At 37.9% G+C, this 24,812-nt stretch carries 18 protein-coding genes; 14 read left to right on the forward strand and 4 right to left on the reverse strand.

Annotated elements, in window-relative coordinates; translation table 11 throughout:
- The first annotated feature begins 6 nt into the window (after positions 1–6).
- From ATE47_RS01230 to ATE47_RS01300, 14 genes are all read left to right on the forward strand, one after another.
- Positions 7–432, forward strand: coding sequence for a hypothetical protein (locus ATE47_RS01230; protein WP_062160246.1), 426 nt, complete (start codon positions 7–9; stop codon positions 430–432).
- A 31-nt stretch (positions 433–463) separates the two neighbouring features.
- Complete coding sequence (locus tag ATE47_RS01235; protein WP_062160247.1) at positions 464–748, forward strand: hypothetical protein; 285 nt, start codon at positions 464–466, stop codon at positions 746–748.
- Positions 735–2,048, forward strand: a complete 1,314-nt coding sequence (gene traM / locus ATE47_RS01240) for a conjugative transposon protein TraM (protein WP_062160248.1) — start codon at positions 735–737, stop codon at positions 2,046–2,048. Before ATE47_RS01235 ends, traM begins: the two co-directional genes overlap by 14 nt.
- Before the next feature lie 21 nt (positions 2,049–2,069).
- The gene (traN, locus tag ATE47_RS01245) at positions 2,070–2,999 is read left to right on the forward strand and encodes a conjugative transposon protein TraN (protein ID WP_062160249.1); all 930 of its coding nucleotides are present in this window, start codon (positions 2,070–2,072) and stop codon (positions 2,997–2,999) included.
- A 12-nt stretch (positions 3,000–3,011) separates the two neighbouring features.
- A complete protein-coding gene (locus ATE47_RS01250) occupies positions 3,012–3,575 on the forward strand; it encodes a conjugal transfer protein TraO (RefSeq protein ID WP_062160250.1) in 564 nt (187 codons plus the stop codon).
- A gap of 18 nt (positions 3,576–3,593) precedes the next feature.
- Positions 3,594–4,055: a DUF3872 domain-containing protein gene (locus ATE47_RS01255; RefSeq protein WP_228376299.1), complete on the forward strand. Its 462-nt coding sequence runs from the start codon at positions 3,594–3,596 to the stop codon at positions 4,053–4,055.
- A gap of 311 nt (positions 4,056–4,366) precedes the next feature.
- On the forward strand, positions 4,367–5,905 hold the full coding sequence (locus ATE47_RS01260) for a T9SS type A sorting domain-containing protein (RefSeq protein ID WP_062163404.1): 1,539 nt from the start codon (positions 4,367–4,369) through the stop codon (positions 5,903–5,905).
- Between the two features lies 1 nt (position 5,906).
- A complete protein-coding gene (locus tag ATE47_RS01265; RefSeq protein WP_062160251.1) occupies positions 5,907–8,918 on the forward strand; it encodes a hypothetical protein in 3,012 nt (1,003 codons plus the stop codon).
- A gap of 8 nt (positions 8,919–8,926) precedes the next feature.
- A complete protein-coding gene (locus ATE47_RS01270; RefSeq protein ID WP_062160252.1) occupies positions 8,927–12,232 on the forward strand; it encodes a DUF6443 domain-containing protein in 3,306 nt (1,101 codons plus the stop codon).
- A 27-nt stretch (positions 12,233–12,259) separates the two neighbouring features.
- Positions 12,260–12,628 (forward strand): hypothetical protein, encoded by a 369-nt coding sequence (locus ATE47_RS01275; protein WP_062160253.1) that lies wholly within the window; start codon positions 12,260–12,262, stop codon positions 12,626–12,628.
- Between the two features lie 498 nt (positions 12,629–13,126).
- Entirely contained in the window at positions 13,127–13,843 is a 717-nt protein-coding gene (locus ATE47_RS01285) for a hypothetical protein (RefSeq protein ID WP_062160255.1), read from the forward strand.
- 113 nt (positions 13,844–13,956) lie between these two features.
- Positions 13,957–14,730 (forward strand): helix-turn-helix domain-containing protein, encoded by a 774-nt coding sequence (locus ATE47_RS01290; RefSeq protein WP_062160256.1) that lies wholly within the window; start codon positions 13,957–13,959, stop codon positions 14,728–14,730.
- 158 nt (positions 14,731–14,888) lie between these two features.
- Positions 14,889–16,361, forward strand: coding sequence for a MauE/DoxX family redox-associated membrane protein (locus ATE47_RS01295; protein ID WP_062160257.1), 1,473 nt, complete (start codon positions 14,889–14,891; stop codon positions 16,359–16,361).
- Positions 16,362–16,426: 65 nt separating this feature from the next.
- On the forward strand, positions 16,427–16,687 hold the full coding sequence (locus tag ATE47_RS01300) for a DUF6520 family protein (protein WP_062160258.1): 261 nt from the start codon (positions 16,427–16,429) through the stop codon (positions 16,685–16,687).
- 18 nt (positions 16,688–16,705) lie between these two features.
- Here the strand turns inward: ATE47_RS01300 and ATE47_RS01305 are convergent, their stop codons facing one another.
- From ATE47_RS01305 to ATE47_RS01320, 4 genes are all read right to left on the reverse strand, one after another.
- Positions 16,706–19,198 carry an alpha/beta hydrolase family protein gene (locus ATE47_RS01305; RefSeq protein WP_062160259.1) on the reverse strand — a complete coding sequence of 831 codons (2,493 nt, stop codon included), beginning with the start codon at positions 19,196–19,198 and terminating at the stop codon, positions 16,706–16,708.
- Complete coding sequence (locus ATE47_RS01310; protein ID WP_062160260.1) at positions 19,198–20,574, reverse strand: RagB/SusD family nutrient uptake outer membrane protein; 1,377 nt, start codon at positions 20,572–20,574, stop codon at positions 19,198–19,200. The genes ATE47_RS01305 and ATE47_RS01310 overlap by 1 nt, the downstream gene beginning before the upstream one ends.
- Before the next feature lie 12 nt (positions 20,575–20,586).
- Positions 20,587–23,691 carry a SusC/RagA family TonB-linked outer membrane protein gene (locus ATE47_RS01315; protein ID WP_062160261.1) on the reverse strand — a complete coding sequence of 1,035 codons (3,105 nt, stop codon included), beginning with the start codon at positions 23,689–23,691 and terminating at the stop codon, positions 20,587–20,589.
- Between the two features lie 145 nt (positions 23,692–23,836).
- Positions 23,837–24,733 carry a FecR family protein gene (locus ATE47_RS01320; RefSeq protein WP_062160262.1) on the reverse strand — a complete coding sequence of 299 codons (897 nt, stop codon included), beginning with the start codon at positions 24,731–24,733 and terminating at the stop codon, positions 23,837–23,839.
- Positions 24,734–24,812: the final 79 nt, after the last annotated feature.

Here is a 24,812-nt window from a genome sequence, read left to right on the forward strand (position 1 = left end):
TTCCTTATGGATAAAGAAAAAGAACTAGAAAGGATTGTCGATACACTTATCGCAAAAGGATATGATGGTTATGTGATGGCACAAAGAGATACAGTTGGGAAACTGAGGGAAATTGTAGCAGACTATATGGATGGTAAAATCAAAAATAGGGTGGGCGGCTGCGATGCCTTGTGGTTGCTCACATACATCAGCTGGAGTGCTGATGGAAAACAGTTCGTTTCGTGTGATATGTGGCTGAAAGAGAATCATGGGAAGATGGGCATGGATAAAATGATTATCGAAAAACACGCTAATGGCTCATTGGTCAGAAAAAGTGAACTGAATAAGCTGTCACTAGATGCTGTACCGACCACAAAGAAGGCCATAGAACTGGTCAGTGATGTGCCAAAACATAAGCCTTTACAGGAAAAAAAGGGAAGGCAGCGCCATTAAAGGCAAAATTTCAATTAAAAACCATAAACCAATGAAAAAATTAAAAGCAATATTCCATATCTGGGAAAGCCGAATAGAAGAGGGCTGGTCTAAACTCTCTGAGCGTAAACAGCGAAGGTTTGTCGTCCTATTTTTCGCGGGCTACCTGGTGATCACAGGATGCGTGATTGCAACTATTTGGTATGATGCCAAAACAGAGACAAGGGTGCGAAAAAACGGCATAGAGCATATCCAGAACCCAATTCTGAAACGGGAAAATCAATTGGGTGATTCATCATCAATCATTTTAAAAAGTAAACAACATGAAAGAGAATGATAATAATAAAACTTCGGTGAGGCTTACAGAAGTAGGACAGTCCGAGAGTCCTGAAGCGGCGGAAACCTCTCAGGGCAGATTAAAGGAACTACGGAAACCTGCTATTTATGGGTTGATGGCCATCGTTTTTGCCGCCTGTATGTACATGATTTTTATACCTGATAAAAAAGCCACCAATGAGCTGGGGCTGAACGAGGTGGTGCCGCAGGCAACCGATGCGGGAATGCAGGAAGACAAGGGCAAAGCCTACGAATCAGAGCTAATAGAACAAAAAGAACTGGAACGGAAAAAATCACTAGCTACGCTTTCTGATTATTGGAATGTAGACAGCGCAGCATCAGGAAGTGATGTCGAAAAGGAGGGTCTAAATCCTGCCCGGCCAATTCCTGACCATCATAGTCAGGCATTGAACAACTACCGCAATATCCAGGGGACCTTAGGCAATTTTTATGAAGACAAAGGGCAGGAGACCCGCTTACAGAACGAAGTTCGGTCCCTGAAAGCCCAGTTGGCTCAAAAGGAAAATGTTGTCCAGAGTAATCCCGTGGAAAGTCAACTAGCGCTGATGGAAAAGTCCTACCAAATGGCAGCCAAGTATTTTCCGACAGGCGGAAACGCGAAACCGGATATAAAAGAGCAAAAAAGCCCAGAAGACACTTTTGAAAAAAAGACGCCGAAAATTTCATTCGCCGGATTGTACCCTGCTACCCATATTATAGTGTCAGCTCTGAACAGGCAACCATCCGACAGTGCCTGGCTGGCTGAGCTCAGCCGAGGAAAATACCGGAATTTTTTCGGCATCGAAAAAACCAAAGAATCTTTTCAAGACGCAAACAGCATCCGCGCCTGTATCCATCAGGAGCAGGTTGTTGTTAATAACAGTGCTGTTGCTATCAGGCTTTTGGAAGATGCTAAAATTACCGGGCAGATTATTCCCAAAGGAACGGTATTGACGGGAACAGCCAAGTTTCAGGGGGCCAGATTGCAGCTTTTGATCAGTTCAATAGAAAATAAAGGCAATATTATTCCCGTAGAAATTGCGGTCTATGATCTACAAGGACAGCCCGGACTCGCCGTTTCGGTATCTGCTGAACGAAGTGCCATTACTGAAACCATTGCCAATATGGGCAATACTTCGGGGACCAGCGTATCGCTTAGTTCAACAGCAGGTCAGCAGATCACGACCGATCTTAGCAAAAGTGTAGTTCAGGGAATTTCTGGTTATTTCTCAAAGAAAGTCAGGATGCCAAAAGTAACCCTTAAAACCGGCTACCGGGTATTTCTGGTTGGCAAAAAATAACAATCATTAAAAATAAAAGATATGAAAATACTATTTAAAAGTTTTTGTGTGTTTGTGCTGCATTCAGTCTTTTTCCTGCATACCAAAGCGCAGAAGCACGACAGCATACCGATTAAAGACAGCCTTGTAACCGAATCGAGGTTGAGGACAGGAAAGATTGAACCTTATTGGTTGACGGTCACGTACGATAAGACTACACATATTATCTTCCCTTCCAAAATAAAATATGTGGATCTGGGTAGTGAGAACCTGATTGCGGGAAAAGCCGATGCTGCCGAAAATGTATTGCGCGTAAAAGCAGCAGTGAGAAACTTTGAATCTGAAACGAATTTCTCAGTCATAACGGAGGATGGTAAATTTTACAGTTTCGACGTTTTCTACAGTGGATATCCCTCTACTTTAAATTACGATGTGTTGAAAATGCTTCAGCACCAGGAGAAGGAAAAAGTTAATGATGTTCTCTTTGAAGACCTTGGAGATCACAGCCCATCGCTGACCGAAGCTGCGCTAAAAAATATTTACATTAAAAACAAGAAACTGATCAGGCATATCGGCTCGTACAGTTTTGGAATAAGCTTCTTATTGAAAGGAATCTACATCCATATGGGAAAATTCTACTTTCATACCGAAATCAAAAACAACACCAATGTGCCGTTTCCCATTGATTTCATGACCTTCAAGATCGTAGACAACAAAAGCGCTAGACAGACAGCTGTGCAGGAAAATGAAATGGCTCCCTTGAGAACCTATATTCCGCTGACTGATGTACAAGATCACCGCACAGAACGGAATGTTTTTTTACTCAACCAATTTACCCTTGCGGACGATAAGATGCTCGTCATTGAACTTTATGAAAAAAACGGTGGCAGACACCAGAGACTGGAAGTTCAAAATGAAGACCTGATCCATGCAAAACCCGTAAAGAACCTCCAACTGACTTTCAACGACTAACGCCTGACTGCTATGACTAAATATATTTTTACCGCATTATTTTCGGTCGTGTTTACGACAAGTATTTATGCACAAAGACTGCTTAAAGGTCAAAAAGGATTTGAAGCCACGATAGGGTTGATTTCAGATAAAAAGCCTGTTCATGATTATTTTTATGCGCAAGTGGGAATGACCGTAAACGGCAAAAAAGGGGGGTATCATTTCTTTTCTTTGGAATACTCCTACAAAAAACATGAGTTTCAAAAATATGCTATTCCTGTAGAAAGCTATGTTGCCGAAACCGGTTACAGCTTTGTTTTATTGGGCGATTGGACCAAAGTCGTTTCATTAAATATAGGGCTCAGTGCTCTGGTAGGGTACGAGGTCATTAACCGGGGAGAAAGTACCCTTCCCAATGGTGCTATGATCCAAAATAAAGACAGCTTTATTTATGGAGGCGGGGTGAGGCTGTCTCTGGAAACTTTTATCACCGATCATGTGCTGTTGCTTTTGCAGGGAAGGACAAAAGCGGTATGGGGAACATCCCTTGAACGAATCCGTCCATCAGCAGGTGTCGGCGTCCGATACATATTTTAACTTTTAAAATCTATAAAAATGAAGAATTTTGATAGCGAGAAAAGCTCATTTATGAAAAGAGTGATTTTCACGATAAGTATGTTTTTAATGATAATCGCAGTATCTGCACTGAATTCCTGTGACAAAGAACTGGATATTAAAACGGATTTTCCCTTTGAACTCAAAATTATGCCTGTCCCTAAAAACATTGGGAATGGGGAAACAATAGAGATCAGATGTGCTATAGAGGCGGAAGGAAATTATCAGGCAACTAAATATTTTATCCGGTATTTCCAGTTCGACGGCGAAGGTAAACTACTGTTGGCAAACGGAAAAATGTTTACTTTAAAGCCAAATAACACATATATACTACCTGAGCAGATATTCAGGATGTATTACATATCCGAATCCATAGTTTCACAATCTTTTGACGTTTGGGTTTCCGATGACTGGGGTCACGAGCAGAAGGTAAGTTTCCAGTTTAATGCAAGTGACAAATAAAAAGTATAAGATATAATGGTTAACAGGAAGTCTGCCCGAGGGCAGACTTTTTTATTATATATATTCTACTTAGTCCAAAAATTTCTAACGATTTATAAGTTATCGAAGTCATTTATAATACGACAAGTTCTGTCGCAGTGACGATCTAGCTTTGCATTAGTAAAGTAAAGCTGGATGATATGAAGTTTTTTTTAAACTCATTTCAGGGTTTTTACGGAAAAATAATATAAAAAAATCAGTAAAAACCCCATTGCCTTGAAAAGTGGTTTGGGACTAGCTTTACTGCTTTGAATTAAAAAATTACAATGCTTATGAAAAAAGTTTATGTGACAGCACTTACTATCTGCGCTGTCTTTGGCTTGTCCGCGCAAGAAGTAATCTGGGAAAAGGAGATCAAATCAAGCACACAGGATTTTCTCAGCCAACTTACCACGACGCTCGACGGGCAATATTTAATTACCGGAAGTTCGATACAAACCAAAGACCTTGTGGCGGACAACCAGAACAATGGTTACGATTTTCACTTAGTCAAACTTGATCAGCAAGGTGAACTGATCTATGAAAAGTTCTTTGTTGGAAACAATCATGATTTTCTTTCTGCTACTGTTGCTACGCAAGAAGGTGGATTTTTTCTTGCCGGAACTTCTTATAGTGGAAAATCTTTAGACAAAAAAGAAGAATCTAAAGGAGGATCAGATTTTTGGTTGATTAGGATTAATGAACTTGGAGATGAATTATGGCAGAAAACTTTTGGTTCTACATCCGATGAAGAAGCAAGAGCTGCAATTCAAACCACAGATTTTGGATTTTTCGTTGCGGGTAATGTTCAGAATTCGGCAAAAGGTTACGGCTCCAAAGATGTTTTGATTGTAAGACTGGATAAAAACGGAAAAGAATTATCACAAATCGTGTTGGGCGGAAAAGGATTGGACGAAGTAGAGAAAATGATTCCTACCAAAGATGGCGGAGCTTTACTGGGAGTCTACTCCAGAAGCAATTCAGGAGGATCAAAGAAAACAGAAAACTTTGGTGAAGGAGATTACTGGATCATTAAGCTTAGCAAAGACGGAAAAGTAGAATGGGAAAAGAACTATGGCGGAAAAGGAGATGATCATTTAAGAACACTCGCTTTAACATCAACTGGTTTTTTAATCGGTGGAGAATCAAGATCAGAAAGATCAGGCAATAAATCTGTAGGAATAGAAGAAGGAACAGATTTATGGCTTATCTCACTTAATGAAAGAGGGGAAGAAATCTGGCAGAAGTCTTACAATTTCAAAAACCGGGATGTTTTGATGGGAATGAGTGTTCTCCACGCTTCTGATGATATATCGTCCAAAGGAATATTAATAGGCGGTTATACCCAGGCAGAAGGAAGAACGGAAAATGATGATGAAACGTTTTGGATGTTATACTTAGACCAAAATGGAAATGAACAGTGGAGAAAACATGTAAAAGGAGAATCCAGAAAGAAAGAGGAAAGGCTATCTGACATAAAACTCAATAGAGACGGTTCTATTATTCTGGCAGGAACAAGTGCAGAAGAACTTGGAAAAGAGAACTGGAAGATTGTAAAGCTTGGAGATAAGCAGATTGATCAGTTAATAGAAACGCAGGATATTAAGATTTACCCGAATCCTGTGTCGGATTATGCATATGTAGAAATCGGCTTTGATTTCAAGGAAGCTGATATTTTGCTGTATGATATGTCTGGAAGACAGTTGCAGAATCTAAAAACCAAGAATAAAGTTACGAAGATCAATACCCAGCCTTTAATTCAGGGTGCTTACCTCATCACCATTAAAACCGATACCAATAAAACAGCAAATGCTAAATTGATTAAGAAATAAAATGAAAAAGAATTTAATAATACTCTCCGCATTATTAGCGTCGCTGCTTAATGCACAGGGGATACAGAATTATCAGAACTTTGGTGGAAATTTTTTTCCACAGAGTCCAAATGCCACACCTTTCGCACTTGCAGGTAAGTATCCTGTAGATATGTATAAAGGTGTACCCAATATAAATATTCAACTATTTGATACAGATGATTTTACGACGTCACTTAGTTATAATGTAAAGTCCATTAAGCCATCGACAATACCTACATGGGTCGGATTGGGTTGGAGTTTAGATATAGGAGGATCAATTACAAGAATTGTAAATAGTGGTGTGGACGAGGTATATGTCAGTGGTGCTGTACCGAACAACAGATATTCCTATTTGGACAATTTTTCTACATTAGACAATCCAAATTGGGACAGTCCGTCTGCCTTACAGAGCTTCTACAGTGCTAATTTGCAATTCATATTAAATAATGAACCCAATGTTGTCCCTAATCCCGACGAATTTATAATTAATATAGGTGGCCTTACAGGTAGTTTTTACCTCAATGAAAAAGGAAAGTGGATTGGTCGCACACGCGATGGGCGTACGCTTAAGATAGAATACCAGTATAAAAACGACTTCGTCTTGCCTGAAAAAACGATATTGGGCGGAAGTTATATTGGGGACACTTCATTCACCCTTAAACGCACTTTGTATGGATTTACCGTCACAGCCGATGATGGCACCAAGTATATTTTTGGGTTGGATGATAATGCTATAGAATTTTCTTCAGTTCCTTCGACAGCTGATACCAATTACAATTCGCACATTGTTCCCTCGGCTTGGAATATCAATGAAATTATCTATCCCACTGGTAAAAACATAAAATTTACTTACGAAAGAGATCAGAGAGCTGTGTTTGTAGTTAACAGAAGTGGAAACAGATCATATTATACGCAAGGATCAAATTCAGGTTCAATTGGAAACTCGGCTTCATCAGGAAACTTACTGGCATTAAGTTCTAATAGGCTAAATAATGTTTATTTGAAGAAAGTGGAAGGTGAAGATTTTATAGTCAATCTTAACAGGTCATTAGCTAATCAAAAGGAATACGAACAGTTCGATGTGCCTACTAATCAATGGGAACCACCTTATACACACCATATTTCTGCTTACAGTAATTTTAAACACTGGTACAAGCTGGACAATGTTAATGTAACCGATAAAGCAGGAAGGATGATTAAAAATATTGTATTCAATTACAACAATGATCCGACAGATAGGTTACTTCTAAATAATGTTTTAATTAATGGCATTGAGAAGTATGCATTTCAATACAATTCGCAAAAGCTTCCTAAATATATATCTGATGCTACGGATCATTGGGGGTATTATAATGGAACAAGTTTTTATGAATCAGGTATTAATTTTAATGTACCTCAGGATCAAATGAAGAATATATTCCAAAATGTATATCCGACATATAAAGTTCCAAACCTGAACATGAGTAGGGCTCAAACCCTTGAAAAGATTACCTATCCGACTGGGGGAACTACAACATTCGAATATGAGTTGAATGACTATTCAAAATATGGAGATAAAGACCTCAATGAAACGTATTTAAAGGTGATTCCTACTCCTTCCAATGAGGTTGCAGGGGGACTTAGAATTAAAAAAATAAAATCCTGCAATGAGAATAACAACTGCATTAATAAAACATACTCATATCTAAGCGATGATGGAGTGACATCAAGCGGTATACTTCCCTATAAACCTGTGTACCTTTTAGATGGATACGAGCCATCTGTTAATTTAAATTTTTGGGAATTTAACTATAATTCATTTCAAAGTCTAAAAAGTGAAGATAATTCGATTCTTTATAGCAAAGTAACCGAGCTAGACGATAATGGCGGTAAAAAGGAAACCTACTTCACTAATCTAGAGCAATCTGATTACAAAGATAAGTCTGGAAACAGTTATTTTGGCTGGCTTGCACCGATATTGTTTAAACAATTACCTTATACCTCATTTTCATTAATGAGAGGTAAACCATTGAAAGAAATTGTGTATTCCAACACCAATAAAATAAGCGAGACAATTTATACCTACACACAGCAGACCGATTATTTGAGGGCATATGCCTTCGTTTCAAAGCAATTTGGACAGGTTCAATCTTGGGGTAGTTGGAGCGATGCAGGAGGGGTTTCATATGGTGCTTTATTAGATGCACACAATATAAATTTTAACAGCAGCTTTTTAGCCCAGAAGAAAACCATTTTCGAAAATGTAGAGTCTCTGGAGCAGAACTTTTACAATTACACCTATAATACCCCTACCTCCATATGGCGTACAGAAAGTGACGGCAATATTTATGTTACCAATTACAAATATGCTTATGATACAAATAATACAGCAATGATTAATAAATATATGGTGGGAGTTCCGTTAGGGCAGGAAATGAAGAAAAACAATATTGTTCTTTCTAAAACAGAAACAGTGTATCCAACTTCGTTGCCGACAGCACAGACCGGAAACTTATTGTTGCCAACCTCTGAAACCTATTTTAATCCGCAAAATAGTAGTCCAAGTACGGAATTGACCTACAATAAATATGATACTGGGGGGAATGTTATTCAGTTTACTACCAAAGATGATATACCTGTCACTATTATATGGGGGTATAATAAAACGCAGCCTATTGCAAAAATTGAAGGAGCTACTTACGATCAGGTACAGCCATATATTTCCGCTATTCTTACCGCTTCGGAAAATGATTTCATACCACCAACCGGAGTGACTGCCGACCAAACAGAAACAGCGATGGTAGAGGCCTTAAATGTATTTAGAAAAAATCCTGCGCTGGTTGGTTATCAAATTACTACTTATTCCTACGATCCGGTTATTGGGGTTAGAAGCGTTACTCCACCATCAGGAATTTCGGAGTTTTACAAATATGACAGTAATAGCAGGCTCGAAAGAATAGAGGATGTTAATGGAAAACTGCTTAAAGAATTTAAGTATAACTACAAACCATAATACAGATCATGAAAAAATATTTAACAAACAAAATAATACTACTTTTTTCTGTATTTCTTGCCGGCAATGCTTTAATTGCCCAGGCAAGCAATACTGAAAACTACATATCAGAAAAATCATGCTTCGATGCGGACTGTGTAAAATATACCGAAACAATCAACTATTTTGACGGACTAGGAAGGGCTAAACAGACTGTAAATGTAAAAGCGTCCCCTACTGCAAAAGATGTTGTTACTCATTTTGAATACAACCCTTTTGGAATCCAAACTAAAAACCACCTTCCGGTTCCACAAGTAGGAACCCAAAATGGAGCGATCTACACAACTCCGCTGGCTAATGCGAGCGCTATTTACGGATCTGAAAAGATCTATTCTGAAAACGTATTAGAAAACTCGCCGTACGATAGGATCAAACAGAAGATCCAGTACGGAAATGACTGGACCTTACATCCTGCTAATTACAGCTATGGTGCTAATACGGTTTCCGATGCTGTAAGAAAATTCACCGCCACTACTATTTGGCAAAATAATGCTACCAAAAGTACGCTTGGCGAATCAAGTAATTACGCGGCTAACCAACTAAGTAAACAAACCGTAACAGATGAAGACGGGTATTCTACCATTGAATTTATTAATAGTAGTGGACAGTTTATTCTTAAAAGAAAGGAAATTACAGTAGGTGATTATGTTGATACCTACTATGTATATAACGAGTTTGATCAGTTGGCTTTTATTATTCCATCGAAGGCAAATAATTACTCGGATATTGTTACAAATACTGTGAGGCAGGACGATCTGTGTTATCAATATAAGTATGATAACAGGTACAGAATGGTTGAAAAAAAGCTGCCTGGGAAAGACTGGGAGTTTATTCTGTACGACAAGCAAGACCGTGTAGTTGCTACCCAGGATGCCAACCTAAGATTGCAGGGAAGATGGCTTTATACAAAGTATGATCAATTTGGACGAGTTGCTATTACAGGAATTGGTACAGGGGCGGACAGAATTACAGAGCAAGCTATTGTTGATACATATGGTTCTAACAATGTCAATAGGTTAACTACAGCTTTTTTTGAAAGGCAGGGTATGGATGTCTATTATGGAAATCCAGACAGTACCTATCCGAATTCTACAAAATGGGTAACCTTATTATCATTAAATTACTATGATACCTACCCAGGTTATAGTTTTAACCCTTCTTTTCCGACTTCCATTTTGGGCGAGCCCACTTTAACGCAGAATGAAGCTTCTGAGAACGTAAGTACGAAAAGCCTTCCTGTCATTAGCTTAATTAAAAACATTGAAAATGACAGTTGGACTAGGAAATACAGTTATTATGATAAAAAAGGCAGAATAATAGGACAATATACTATTAATCATTTGGGTGGTTATAACCGTGTAGAAAATAAATTGGATTTTATTGGAAAAACAATCCAGGTAAAAACACACCATAAGAGATTATCTACAGATACAGAAGTTGTAATCAATGAAGACTTCGAGTATGATGATCTAAAAAGGCTTAAAAAGCACTGGCATCAGGTGAACAATGGAACATTGGAACTATTGACCGACAATACCTACAGTGAGCGGTCATTATTGTCCAATCAAAAGGTTGGGAATAATCTTCAAAGCATCGATTATGAATATGATGTTAGAGGCTGGATGACTAAAATAAATGATCCTGCGAGTTTAGGAAGCAAATTGTTCGGTTATCAAATTAAATATCATAATCCTGATCCTTTATTGGGAATTCAGGAGCCAAAATATAACGGAAATATTTCCGAGGTTGACTGGAAAACGGCAACTGATGGTATCCTAAAGAGATATACTTATAAATATGATGGTCTAAACAGACTTACAGATGGAAAAAGCTACCAGCCCTTATCATCAACCTTAAATATAGATTACTACGAGACTGTAGAATACGATAATAACGGGAATATTACAGTTTTGCAGCGCGGACAAAAAGGAATGGGAAGTCCAACCACCACTGAGGTGATAGACAACTTGACATACACTTATCAAGGGAATAGGCTTTTGACAATAACCGATGCATCTGGGAATTTTGCCGGTTATCGAGGTGGAGGTAATGTTATTAGTTATGACGATAATGGTAACATGACCAGTATGGTTGACAAGAGAATTAAGAAAATTGACTATAACTTCCTAAACCTGCCTACCAATGTTCAAATGAATGCTGCCATTGGCGAAGGATATGCTTTTAACTACATCTACGGTGCAGATGGGACAAAATTTAGAAGGAGGTATACCAAACAGTCGACAATTATTGATACAGAGTATTTGGATAACTTTCATTATGAATTTACTTCGCTGCTGCCAACAGCTGCTAGTTTGAAATTTGTTTCAACCTCGGAAGGATATTACAGTTTTGAAAATAATAAGTATATTTATCACTATAAAGATCAGGTAGGAAATATCAGAGTATCTTACTACAAAGATGCCACGGGAGATGCAGTTATTGATAATGAAGTAGATTATTTCCCATTTGGACTGGAACACGGAAGTATTACACAATCAATTACTCCTAGCTACAAGTATGGCTTTCAGTCCCAAGAAAAACAGGTTCAGCAAGGATGGAGTTCTTTTAAGTGGAGAAATTATGACCCATCTGTAGGTAGGTTTTTTAATGTTGACCCGTTAAGTGAGAAATATGCTTTTCAGTCACATTATAACTTTTCTGAAAATAGAGTAATTGACGGCAAGGAATTGGAAGGCCTTGAGTGGGTTGGTGTAGTTACAAGAGTAATGCCTCTAATGGAGAATTCAAGTGTTCGGCCAATAATAGAACCAATAACTAAACCAGAAGTGGTTGAAGGTACTGTTAAAGTAGGTAGATTTTCCAAAGAACAACTGGGACATTTTGATAGAGGTCGAAGAGTTGAATTAGAGCAGATCAACAAAATGAATGAAGAGGGACAAAGTGTTGCTAAAAACGGGAAAAATTATGAAGCAACTGATCCTAAGACCGGTAGAACCGGAGAAACTAGACCCGATGGCTTTACGAAGGAGGGAAGACCAGTTGAGGTGAAAAATGTCAAGAAACAGGGCTTTACTAGGCAGTTGAGGCTTCAGGATAACCTGACTAAAGGTAAAAGATTAATCCTACGAATAAATAAAGATGCACAAATTACAAAGCCTTTAAAAGATTCTGGAGTAGAGATTCAACCTTATAGTGTTACTCCACCTGCTAAAGTGGATAATACAAGAGCAACTACGCCCCTTCCTGCTGTAATAAATCCGCAGAATGCTGCTCCAAAGGAAGACAAGTGTGGTAAGATACCTGGGTGTGTTTAAGTATTAACAAAAAACGAATTATAGAATATGTCAGAAAAACATGTAATAGGAATTAATCAGATTGTAATAACAGCAGAAGAGTTTCTGAAGCAATTAAAGGAATTTGCACCATTTGGATTGATTTATAAAGATGGCGAATGGATAGACTTGGCTACGTACGACGAAAATATGGACTCAAATGATATGAAAAGCTTCTTGATAAATACGATTGTTAAAGATTTTGAAGAAGGAAACACTGAGTTTGGAGGAGTTTGCGTTGATGCGAAGATAGAAGATATTGGCGATGTAATTATGATCTACAATACCTCAAATGGACAAGACTGGTATGAATTGGTCTACAAGGTTGTGCGTACTAATGATGATGTTAAAATTGTAATGGACAATGTTAAGAATTAATTCTTAACGAATGATATAGGTACAATGTAAAGCCACTTCCCAGTGGCTTTACTTTTTACGTGTGCTGAGTCCCTGATCGTTAAGCTATTCTGATTGATCTTTCTGCTCGCGTTTAGTTTCGAATTCAGCCCGTGTGGTAGTAAACATGCTCTTCATATTGTCCCTCATCGCGGAAGACAAAAGGAATTCCATTGGGTCGTCAACTATCACATGTTCAAATATGATGAGCTCTTCACCTGGTAAGAATTTATGTATCTGTGTTTCATTGAATTTGGCGATCGTTATATGATAGTAGTCAAAATCTTTATCAATTTCATGAACTCGCCCTAAATTGATAATATAATTACCAATCTGAAGGTAAAAAAATTGTTGATTTAAGGATAATAAATACTGAACCGGCAGGACCAAATGCAAGAAAAAATATATAAGAAGCAGAAGCTAAAAATGTAAATAAGAATAGGTCAACATTAGACCCAAGATACCATAAAAGACCGTAATATGAATTTAAGATACATCACATTAGGATTAGATTATGAGACATATATTGAAAATGATAATCAAATTCGTTATGATTTTCAACTAAATACAAGATTTATTTGTAATTTTTTTTCAAAAGCAATACGTAAATATAAGTTTAAGACTGATGGTACATTTAATATGCTATCCATTAGTGTACATGAAGATAAAATTGAAGCCCCATCCATCGTGCCACTAGATGTGCTGAAGGTCGAACTACCCTTTGACAGAACTCATTATGAGAAAATAAGAGGATCTGAAGATTGTGATTTTTATCTTGATATATTTGAAGAAGGATTCAAAAAAGCAGCTGACTTTAAACAAATTCCTTTAGATATATTATTAACATTACTTGCTGACTTTAGAACAAAAAATTGTAAGAATGAATGGATATTTAAAAGGAAAAAGTTTAAGGAGCATGACTTAGAGATCACACTAACTTGTGAATTTACTACTAATTATTTTCAGATTGTAGCCACAGCTAATCAGCTTTCCTCTGAAAAAGAGTTGGTGAAAGGAGTTATTATAAGAACTGAGCCAGATGAAATAATATTTCAGAACATGTTTAAGGATTTTACTCTTGTTGGAGATCATTTTATTATCGTTAATAAATTCGATGATCCTATCTTGAAAATAAATAAGAGTAAATTATTTGAGAGACTTTTAGATTATACTATTATTCTATGTAAGCATACATAGTTGTAATTATTTAATTACAATTCATATTAATTCTCTAAGATGAGAATTAATATGAATAAAAAAAAGTATATTAAATTTTTATTTAGTTTTTTGCTAACTAAAATCACGCGCTCATGAATATTTACTTACTTTCTCTCCTCGATAAAAGTATCGGTGAAGCGATGGTCCGGTTCTCAGAACTTCCGATAAAATCATCACTATTAAGCACGAACCATCTCGAAAGGTTATCCAATTCTCTTTACAAAGTTTTGAATAGCTACATCCTTTTTTTTCAAAAGGTGCATATTGCACCCGACAGCTACTTTTATCAAAAAGTAGAGCCGATAAAGCATTATGACCTATCAGCGCTAGTCGGTCAAAACTTTGATCAGCTGGACAAAAAACTCCTTGAGCTTATACCGACTCTTTTAGAAACGCAGACTATCCCAGTTCATATACATTTAAGAACAACGGAAGATTTACATCTTTTTAGTGGATTCGGTATACTGGATGGCGAAACGCCATCGATTTCTTTCTATCTCTACGAGCTAACGATTTCAGAAGCTTCAATTACATATACCCCAAGCGCGTTACGATATTTAGATACCATACTGGAAAGTGAAAACAATGCAGAAGTAAAATCGCTAAGAATTTTAGTCCGCAATTTTGGTATCAACTATAACCAGTTTCAGAAAGATTGCAAGGAGTATTTCGGTGATACTTTTCATCAATTTGTTAATAAGATGAAGATGCTTGGTGCACTTCGAGACCAACTCTTTACTAGTTATAGCTGTAAAGAAATTGCACATAGGAATGGTTTTGCAGGTTATCAAAATATGCACTTCTTATTCAGAAAAAAATATAATATTCCATTCGAATTATTTCCAAGACTTTTAGCGGAAGTGTAGTAAAATTATCGAATTCTTCCCCAGTGGTACTTTTTTACATATTGCCAGTACTTTTTCACATATCATTTATACCTTTTCGCATTCTTTTTAGACTCTATCGTATTCCTAATTAGCTGCTTTTTAAAGAGTTTTACCTACAGAAAACAACAAAACGAGCGATGGGAAAACTTCTTAAGATCATGCCTATTATGACGGCTTATTTTTTTGCATTGCTCTTTGTCTACGCGAGCATAAGCAAAATGTTGGATTTTGAAAATTTTCAGGTTCAGCTGGCGCAATCTCCTTTACTAAGTGCCTACGCCGGATTTATTTCTTATGCTGTACTCATTTCTGAACTTACCATCGCTGTACTGCTAGGTATAAAAAGTACCAGGCTGGTGGGGCTGTATTTATCATTAGGCCTGATGGTAAGTTTTACAGTTTACATTTATCTGATCCTTAGTTACAGTGATTTTGTGCCTTGTTCTTGTGGGGGGATTCTGGAAAAAATGGGCTGGACAGAGCATCTTATTTTTAATATTATATGTGTTTTTTTTGCATTAGCCAGCATTTATATTATAAACCAACAAAATGAATGGAAACAATACAAGGCTGTTATAGCTATGTCTACTATGAGTTTTGTTTCTGCTGGCGTTATCATCGGCTTGTTTGTATCGTCAGAACATGTCATCAAAAAGGAAAATAATTTTACAAGGCGCTTCTTATTACACCCTGTTATAAAAGACAAAACTTTAGACCTGAAACTTAATTCATATTATTTCGCGGGATCAGACAACGGCAGAATCTATCTGGGCAATGTTACCGCACCCTTGATTTTAACAGTTGTAGATACTGCTCTCAAATCCAGCACCAGTGTGAAAATTGATATTGATGAATCTCATCACAAATTTCGAAATCTACAGCTTCAGATCATGGCACCTTATTATTTTTTATATGACGGTAGTGTTCCCGTAATTTACAGAGGATTGCTGGGGGATACGCTTGCAAAAACAATTAGTTACAGGGATGCTTATTTTAATCAGTTAATTGTAATCGACTCAACAAAGTTTGCACTAAGAACCCAAAACAGCAACAATAGAGAATATACGCTGGCTAGTTTTGATTTGAAACAGAACCCCAAGGTAAAGTTGCATCCGACTATTCTTGAAAAGCAGATTGATGGTGTTTTTGATGTAGACGGGAAATTGGTTAAGAGCAGTATCTCGAACACTCTCATATATACTTACGCGTACAGAAATCAGTCCATTGTGATGGACTTTGATCTTAATATAAAACAACGGCTTCGAACCATCGACACAACAACCAAAGCTCTGGTTCGTGTAAGGCAACTTGCTGATGGGAAGAACAAAATGGCAGCACCTTCATATATCGTCAATAAAAATCAGACAGCTAGTGGGAACCTGTTATTCAATCAGTCAAATCTGGTTGGAAAACATGAGTCGTCAAAAACCTGGAAGAAAGCTTCGGTTGTAGATATCTACCGCATTGATAAGCATGAATATGTGGGAAGCTTCTATATATATAATACTAAAAAGAATAACGCAATGTCCTATATGATGGCTACGGACAAATATTTGTTTGTCTTGATCGGTAATGAGATGATCAGATATATGTTCAGAAAGACACAATAAATACTAAACCAGGGGAAGCCGAAAACCTGATAGAGTAGGCAAAACTAATCTTAAATTTTTCTATTATGAAAAAATTAATCTTTCCTGTAGCTGTTATATTAATAGGTGCAGGCGCAGCTTTTGCAACGAAAGCAACAACAAGTAAAAATGCTTTAGTAGATGCTTATCGTATCAATGCCGTAACCGGGCGTTGTATTAGTGCTGAGCAGCAATGTAGCACTTTGGGTAGCGAAACGTGTACATGGACCGCTGATGGTGTTACGCCGCTTCATGATGAACCAATCTCTTCAACCATGTGTGGTGAAGAATTGTTCAAAGTGAATTAAAACCCCAAAAAAAGGATGCTACAAGGCATCCTTTTTCATTTGGTGGTTGATCCACGGAACTTCTATTCCTTTTAAAAAATAGTCCCACCAATCAAAAACTTTCTTATATAAATCTACACGTTCGGGTGAGCCAAGTCCAAGTGCATGACCCTGGTTTGGGTAGAATAGGGCAATGACATTTTTTCTATTTCTTTTTAGCCCTATATAAAATTCAAGAGATTGATCCCATTTGATGTTTTCATCTTTTTGTCCTGCCCATAGCAAAATGGGGGCATTGACCTGATGCACATAGTGGATCGGATTGTTTTTAAAGTACAACTCATTATCGTCTGAAAAAGAATAGGGCATTTTGTATTGGCCGTTTTCATATTGCCAGTAAAATGGGCTGTGGAAGTTCCGGTTGTAAGAAAAATAAGATCTTACTATATCACTGTTTCCGGCTCCAGAGATATATGCTGTAAAACGGTCTGAATGGGTAGCAATAAAATTTGTTTCATAACCGCCATGAGAATGTCCTGTCAACCCGATTTTGGAAAAGTTAATATATGGTTTCTCGGAAAGCGCGTTCAATGCACTGTTCACACAGTCCAGTGCAGAAAGTCCAGTGCCCATTCTTTCAAAAACAATATCGGGAAGATAAACAAAATAGCCTTTTTGTATCAGTGCCCTAAGATCAAAGGCAATCGGGTTGTCATAGCCTACCACCTGATATTCATTCGACGTGTTACTTTGAATCTGATAGATTCTAACAATCATAGGGTATATCTTAGAATTATCGAATCCCTCAGGATAATATAACAATCCCTTTAATGATTTTCCTTCAATATTTTGGTAGTTGATAATTTCCAGTTTTAAATTCTTTACCAACATATCATTTTTATTGGGTGAGAGTATCTGTTTACCTGTAGCTTTCTTAGTGTCAAAACTATATACTGCAGTGGGACTGTTATAATTTTCAGAAGAATACCAAATTTTCTCAATCCGTCTGTCATAATACAGCTCCCTGATTTTGTCATGGGTTCCAGGTATCAGTACCTTCTGTTTTTTTGTAGAAAGAGAAACATAACTGATGCTATTCCAAGCCTCATTTTTTATCTCAATAAGTATTGGTACTCCATCGGGAAGCTGCACTATACTAATATTTAAATTTCCGCCTGCTAGATTGCTTCTTGATTTGTTAACTATCCGTACAATTTGGTTTACTCCGATACCTGTATTGTAAAGAACCTTTGTGGCTATATTATAAGCAAATAGTCCTTTTTCACTTTCAAAATAAATGTCCTTACCATCAGCGCTAAAAGCAGGATCGCGCAGAAATTTTTCCCTGATTTCTGTTTTTACCATTTTTTCAAGATCAGTCAAAATCCACTCATCGTCCATTGAACGGTATAAGATATTGTTCCCAAACCGGGGCATAATGAGTGTGGCAGTTTTTATGGTATCTAGTTTTATTGTTTTTTTTGATTGTAAATCATAGAAATTCATGCTGATATCCTGTACCGCAGAAACATAATTCTGAAGTTCTCCATTGTTGTACATCAACAAAAAGCGCTTGTTTGCGGTAGGTATTACTGAACTATATTCAGACGGCAAAGCAGATAATTTTCCTGTGCTTGTATCATAATGCCAATATTTGCTTACCACATGAAATCCTCTGTCTTTGTTGATCAGGTTGCCATCGTTTCCATACCAGATATCAACAATTTCATTATTTAATATTTTGTTGTTTGCACTGATTAACCATGCTGGACCATTACTGATCTCAGTAGATTCCAGATAGGTATCTTTCATCAGGAGTGGTAGCGCAGGTTTAAAGATTGCGCCATTTTTAATGTTAATGAACGCTAAAGTTTCAGCCGATGAACCTTTTTCCGTCTCGAAAACTTTCAGTGAATTTTCCGAACTACTGATCTCAATGCGCTTTATCGCATTTGGTGTTTTGTATATGTTTTTGGGCATTGTACCGGAAATATCGATAAGTTCACAGCCGTCAATATTTTCCCTATAAACAAAACTTTGATCATGTTGATCTGTGATCGGCAGATTTTTGATGCCAGTTAATGCATAGAGTTTCTCTCCCTTAGCATTGAAAACATGCAGCGTTTCCGAGAAATCAAGGATAGCGTATTGTCCTGCGCCTGACAGGACATTGATATGCTTAACATCTGTATAAATGGTTTTTTCGAGTGTTTTCAGATTCGTATATTCTACCTTTTGATTGCCAAAGGATAGAACAGCTTCGTCCTTTACAAACGATTTGACTTGGTGTGTCCCAATAATAGTAAGATAATTCTTGTTAACGGTTGATGATCTGACTATCATTGTGGTATCGCGGTTCCGGTCATAATATTTTGCAACCATTGCCCATTTTCCGCTCTCAGACAACCCTAAAATTTTGAGCCTATACTGGCGATCCATTTCATGTTCCAAACTGTAATCCCTGTTCTGTGCTACAAGAGACTGATAAGAACCTAATAAAAACAAGATCAATAGTAGTAATAACCGTTCCATTAGTAACCTGAGTTTTGTGGATTTAAATTAGGATTGAGTTGCAGTTCCTTTTGTGGGAGTGGCCACAACTCGTGATGACTTTTCCAATTAATTTTAACTGGAATCAAGCTTTGAAGTTGTCCCGTCCTTTTAAGATCAAAAAAGCGGTGCCCCATTTCAGTAAAGAACTCTCTTCTATTTTCTAATAGGATCTCATTTAAAAGCGCTCCTTGAGAAATAGCGTTATCCAAAGCGCTCAGCCCCGCTCTTTGTCGTGTGGCATTGATATAGGGAAGGGCTAAATTTATCTTATTCTGTCTGGCCAGCACTTCCGCCAAAAGCAAATATACTTCCTCCAACCTAAAGACAATCGAATATTCCGTTGTATTAGCCGACCTGTTTTTATATTTATCGGCACGGTACCAAGTGTTTGTACCACTTGTAACCGTGGTCATCCACTTTTGTTTTCTCAGATCGATAGGGGAAAACGCAGCAACAAGATCTGCTGTTAATGCATAGCTGTTGGTTGGCGCACCCGTAAAGTAATAAAGACCTGCTTCTTTGGTTGCATCGCCCGGATTTTTAGGTTTAAGCTGCCAAAGAATGTGGTTTCCTGATTTTATAAATACTTTGCTGAGGTCATTCTCAAAAGAATATAAAGGACTTTGAACAATATTTGCAAGCAAAGATTCTGCATCACTCCATCGGTTTTGTGCCATATAAACTTTTGCTAGAAGTAACTGCGCTGTCTTACTGTTTGCAAAAATTCTTTCAGAATTTCCATAAGTATCATTTAACAGGCTTATTGATTCTTGAAGGTCTGAATCGAGTCTTTCCAACACCTCTAAAGCCGATGTCTTTGATAAAACTGTGTTGATCTGATAACCTGTTGTAATGGGATAGGGGATATCGCCAAAGAGCCGTTGTAGGTAAAAGAACATTAAAGAACGCAAAAACAATGCTTCCCCTTTTAAGCGGTTCCGGTCTGAAGTCGACAATGAGGTCGATGATTGAACGCCCTCTATAATTGCATTGGCGACAAATACCTGCTGATAAGTGCTTGCCCAATTGCTATAGATCAGCGCGTTGATATCGGTCTGTTCATTTTGATACAGTTCATATATCCCATTGGTGGCGGTAGGTGAATAAGAATCCAAATCGTCGGTATAGACACCCAGATGTGGTCCCATTTTATCGCCGGCGAATAAAGAGTTTTCCCTTACTCCGGCATAAAGGCCTGCCAAAACTGCATTTGCAGTCTGTACGTCCTGAAAGACGAGATCAGTGGTGATTTGGTTGTTAGGTACATCGACTTCTACTAATTTTTCGCATGAAACGCATAAGTATGCTGAAAAAGACAATAGTAAAATTATATTGATAAGTTTAAATAATTTCATTTGTTTTAGATTTTAAAAGTTAAACTGGGCGCCAAAAGCATATGTTCTCAATGGGGGCAGGTAACCCATAGCGATAAATTCAGGATCTATACCGAAGTATTTTGTAACGGTGAAAACGTTTTGTCCCTGAAAATAGATTTTTGCCTCCTTAAAGACTCCGTTGATAATTGGGATTTTATAGCCAACCTGTAAGTTCTTCAAACGGATAAATGATGCATCTGAAATCGCCGCTGTGCTATTCTGGAATAAATTGTGCGATGCATTCGTTGCTGATCTATAGGGCGCGTAGAATCCTGACGGGTTTTCGGTGGACCACACATCTAAAACCTCTATAGGCTGGTTGTTCATACTGCCTGGCACAGGCATAATATTATTGTAGTTTCGGTTTCTCTGTTTAACGAACTGAAACAAAAAAGATATGTCCCAGTTTTTGTAACGTAATGTATTGTTCCAGCCGCCGAAAAAATCGACTCCAATCTTCTCAACAACTTTATTGTCGTCAGGTGATGATATTTTTCCGTCCCCATTAAAGTCGGTAAACTGATATTGACCAGTTTGTGGGTTAATTCCTTCAAATTGATAAACTTTTATAATTGAAGTGGGTTTTCCGATCATGTACTGATTGGCATAGGTCGAGCCTTCCAATCCTGGGAAGGCAACCAGCTTGTTTTTGGGGAAACTGATATTGAAACCTGTTTCCCATTGAATCTGATCCAATTTCAAAGGACGGGCAGTGATTTCCAATTCGAATCCTGTATTCTCCACAGTAGCTGGCAGATTAGCCAGAACCGACGGAAAGCCTGTGATCGCAGGTAGCTGAATTCCCACTAGCTGGTTTGAGGATCGATTAAGGTACCATGCTGTGGTTAGATTCAATCTATTTTTAAAAAATCCGAGTTCTAGCGCGGCTTCCAGTTTCACCGTTTTCTCCCAACTGTAATCGGGATTATATAGACGGGAAGGTAACAAGGCCGTAACTGCATTATATATTGATGAAGAAACCGTAAAGGTATCAAGGTATTGGTAATCGCCGATATTGTCACTTCCCGCGGAACCGAAACTCCCACGAAGCTTCCCAAAGCTCAGCCATTTGCTGTTTTTGAGCAAAGCTTCATTTGAAAACAGCCATGCTGTACCGATGGCGCCAAAGTTGGCAAACCTTTTATTCGGTCCGAAGCGGCTGCTCCCATCTCTTCTTCCGGTGACGTTCATAATGTAGCGGTTCTTGTACTGATAATTTATCCTGCCAAAAACGGCTGCGTATCTGTACTCAGTGTTGACCTGATCTGATATGATTTTGGTTTGAGCTGCACCTATGTTCTCGATGAACTGATTACTCTCAAAACCTATCCCCGTCATGGAGCCCTGCTGATTGACGTCCCGCTGAAAAGTCCCGCCGATCAAAACGTCCAGTTCATGATTTCCGTTTTTGTAAATCCAGTTTGCCTGTGGTTCCAATATAAACGAAAACCTATCCTGATTGCTTTTTGACGCCCTCGAGGTGGCGCTAGACTGCCCAAGAGCGAACGATGGGTTGTACATTGTGTTGGGCTGTATGGCTATTTCATCAAGGGTCTGATAGTTGATTCCACCGTTAAATTTGATCTTAAGACCAGTAAAGATTTCATACATTGAATTGATATTGGTAAGAAACTGTTTGGTTTGATTGGCATAGGTACTATTGAATGGAGCCACAGGATTAGCAAAGGTGTTGTTTTCCCAGTTCAAGCTTCCATTTTCGGTATAAAGTGAAGGCGAATTCGGTGCTAACCAATAAGCCTGCCTTGTGATATCTGATCTTACAATATTGTTTTTTTGGATGGAAAACATATTGGAAACATTTAACTGAAACTTCCTGTCCAATGAGCGATGGGAGATATTGCTGGAAAAGTTATTGCTGCTGTATTTGAAATCGCTTCCGAATGCAGTGGACTGTTCATTATGCCCAAACGCCAATAAAAACGTAGTGTTCTCACTTCCGCCATTTAGCGAAACCTGCATGTTGGAGGTAGCGGCTGTATTACCGATCAGTGTTTTTACCCAATCCGGATCACGGTCTTGATTCCAGACACCATTGATATCGTAAGCAGTGGCGGGGTAGGCTGTGATACCATCATTTGCAAAAGCCTGCTTACGCATTGTCAGGTATTGAGAGGTGTCAAGCATTTTCATTTTTGATACTACCTGACTTAAGGCATAACTCGTATTAAAAGATAATCTCAATTTTCCTGCTTTCCCTTTTTTCGTGGTAACCAGAATAACCCCATTTGCACCCCGAGATCCATAAATTGCTGTTGCATCAGCATCTTTAAGTATTTCGAAGCTTTCAATGTCATTAGGGTTGATGCTGTTTAGAGGGTTAATGCTCGCCCCAGGCAAGATCACACCAGAATAAGTCGAAGTCATTTCACCTCCAATCGGTACGCCATCAATCACATATAACGGTTGACTACCATCAATGCCACTATTACTGGTAGTTCTAAGACTATTTCTACCTCTGATCTGAATGTCAAAACCACCACCCGGTACACCTGAATTTTGCGTAATACTTACGCCCGCCATACGTCCCTGCACGGTTGAAAGCACATTGGTTACGGGTTGGTTTTCGATTTCTTTAGCGGTTACTTTTGCAATACTTCCGGTTCGCTCTTTATCTTTTACAGAATAGTAGCCAGCATTGAGCGTAATTTCCTCAATCTTGGTTTCGTTGTTGATAAAAGCGGCAGTGTCCTTTACTTTTTGAAGAGTAGCTACGGCAGGTGCAATTTCCTCTTGATCTGAAAAAGCAGATGTTTTTGAGATTTTCTGCCTGATGATTACCGAATTGTTGTAGATAATAGCCTCAAAGGGTAAGCCTTTTAATATCTTATTCGCACAGTCCAATACACTTTCGTTGGTGCATGTGACCGCTCTAATCCTATAATTTTTTAGGTGGTCTGTGGAAAAAGAAAACTGTTTAATCTTGTTTTCAAGTAGAAAACGTTCAATCGCATTCGCGGCTGGAATGTTTTCCGCGGAATAATTGACTTTCATTTTTGAAAGTTCTTTTTGTTGCTGCCCATAAAAATGCGTTATCCCCGATAACAGCAATAGGGCGGCGGTGCAAATATTTTTCATAATTTTGCATAAGTATTTTTAAATTAATAGTCAGTGAAGATTTATTAGTTTGGTACTTGACCGACGGGTGCCCTCCGTCGGTCGTTTTGTACATATACTATTCTATTTATCCGGAACCATAGCAGGTGTCATAACGCACCATATTCTATTCTTCCAGTTCAAAAATGGAATCATTGATTTGTTTAAATTTAAGGTTAAGCTGAAAAGCCAGCATATGAGTAGCAACTGCTGCATTTGAGTCAATCGATGAGCTTGTAATTTTGATGTTGTCAAGCTGACGGGGATAATGGATGGTTACCCCATAGGTTTTTTCGATAACCTGAAATGCTTCTTTTAGCGGACAATCCTGAAATGTTAAGGATGCAGATTTATTGGATAACCTTGTAGTTTTTGCATTTTCCGTTGAAATTACAGAAGAGGCTTCTGGAATCCCATAATTGGTAAATGTCTGCTTGGGAGCTAATGGTATAGGCGTTGGATGACCTGTTTTAAAAACCAGAACTTTTCCCTCAAACAGGTCTACCTTGAAAGTTTTTCCAGATTGAGAGACTTTAAATATAGTCCCAAGTACCTTTGTTTCATAGCTGTTTCCATGAACGATAAAAGGATGTTCTTTAGATTTTGCTACCTTGAATATGGCATCACCTTCAAGGAATACCTCTCTTGTATCAGAAGGAAATGATTTTTCAACGGTCAGTTTGCCTCCCTGTGAAAGGATTACCACAGAACCGTCAGCTAACTTTATTTCAGAATTATTTGATGCTGCAAGGTAAACCTCTGGCTTGAAAAGAGTATTATACGTGATTAGGCCAAAAATAGTTAATATGACTGTTGCAGCCATAGTACCATATATCCTTAATCTTCGCTGTTTACTTTTTCGTTCCTTATTCCTTATCCCAGTAATGATGTTCTCCCACATTTGACCGTTCTCTTCAGGAGTCAGTGGCGGATGATCACCTGTTTCTTTTCCACTAAGAATATCTTCCCAGAGTTGTCTGTCCTTATTTGGCGTACTGGATGGGAAATTGTTTTTTTCTTCCATAATAATACAGGTCTATATTATGTATTACTGCGAAATGGAAAAAAAGGACAATGTATTCTATAAAAATTAACTCTTTTTA

The sequence above is a fragment of the Chryseobacterium sp. IHB B 17019 genome (genome assembly GCF_001456155.1).
Lineage (GTDB): Bacteria > Bacteroidota > Bacteroidia > Flavobacteriales > Weeksellaceae > Chryseobacterium.

Excerpts from the sequence above, each read along its gene's own strand:
- ATE47_RS01230 (WP_062160246.1), top strand. The coding sequence starts at position 7 with ATGGATAAAGAAAAAGAACTAGAAAGGATTGTCGATACACTTATCGCA.
- ATE47_RS01235 (WP_062160247.1), top strand. The coding sequence starts at position 464 with ATGAAAAAATTAAAAGCAATATTCCATATCTGGGAAAGCCGAATAGAA.
- traM (WP_062160248.1), top strand. The coding sequence starts at position 735 with ATGAAAGAGAATGATAATAATAAAACTTCGGTGAGGCTTACAGAAGTA.
- traN (WP_062160249.1), top strand. The coding sequence starts at position 2,070 with ATGAAAATACTATTTAAAAGTTTTTGTGTGTTTGTGCTGCATTCAGTC.
- ATE47_RS01250 (WP_062160250.1), top strand. The coding sequence starts at position 3,012 with ATGACTAAATATATTTTTACCGCATTATTTTCGGTCGTGTTTACGACA.
- ATE47_RS01255 (WP_228376299.1), top strand. The coding sequence starts at position 3,594 with ATGAAGAATTTTGATAGCGAGAAAAGCTCATTTATGAAAAGAGTGATT.
- ATE47_RS01260 (WP_062163404.1), top strand. The coding sequence starts at position 4,367 with ATGAAAAAAGTTTATGTGACAGCACTTACTATCTGCGCTGTCTTTGGC.
- ATE47_RS01265 (WP_062160251.1), top strand. The coding sequence starts at position 5,907 with ATGAAAAAGAATTTAATAATACTCTCCGCATTATTAGCGTCGCTGCTT.
- ATE47_RS01270 (WP_062160252.1), top strand. The coding sequence starts at position 8,927 with ATGAAAAAATATTTAACAAACAAAATAATACTACTTTTTTCTGTATTT.
- ATE47_RS01275 (WP_062160253.1), top strand. The coding sequence starts at position 12,260 with ATGTCAGAAAAACATGTAATAGGAATTAATCAGATTGTAATAACAGCA.
- ATE47_RS01285 (WP_062160255.1), top strand. The coding sequence starts at position 13,127 with ATGAATTTAAGATACATCACATTAGGATTAGATTATGAGACATATATT.
- ATE47_RS01290 (WP_062160256.1), top strand. The coding sequence starts at position 13,957 with ATGAATATTTACTTACTTTCTCTCCTCGATAAAAGTATCGGTGAAGCG.
- ATE47_RS01295 (WP_062160257.1), top strand. The coding sequence starts at position 14,889 with ATGGGAAAACTTCTTAAGATCATGCCTATTATGACGGCTTATTTTTTT.
- ATE47_RS01300 (WP_062160258.1), top strand. The coding sequence starts at position 16,427 with ATGAAAAAATTAATCTTTCCTGTAGCTGTTATATTAATAGGTGCAGGC.
- ATE47_RS01305 (WP_062160259.1), bottom strand. The coding sequence starts at position 19,198 with ATGGAACGGTTATTACTACTATTGATCTTGTTTTTATTAGGTTCTTAT.
- ATE47_RS01310 (WP_062160260.1), bottom strand. The coding sequence starts at position 20,574 with ATGAAATTATTTAAACTTATCAATATAATTTTACTATTGTCTTTTTCA.
- ATE47_RS01315 (WP_062160261.1), bottom strand. The coding sequence starts at position 23,691 with ATGAAAAATATTTGCACCGCCGCCCTATTGCTGTTATCGGGGATAACG.
- ATE47_RS01320 (WP_062160262.1), bottom strand. The coding sequence starts at position 24,733 with ATGGAAGAAAAAAACAATTTCCCATCCAGTACGCCAAATAAGGACAGA.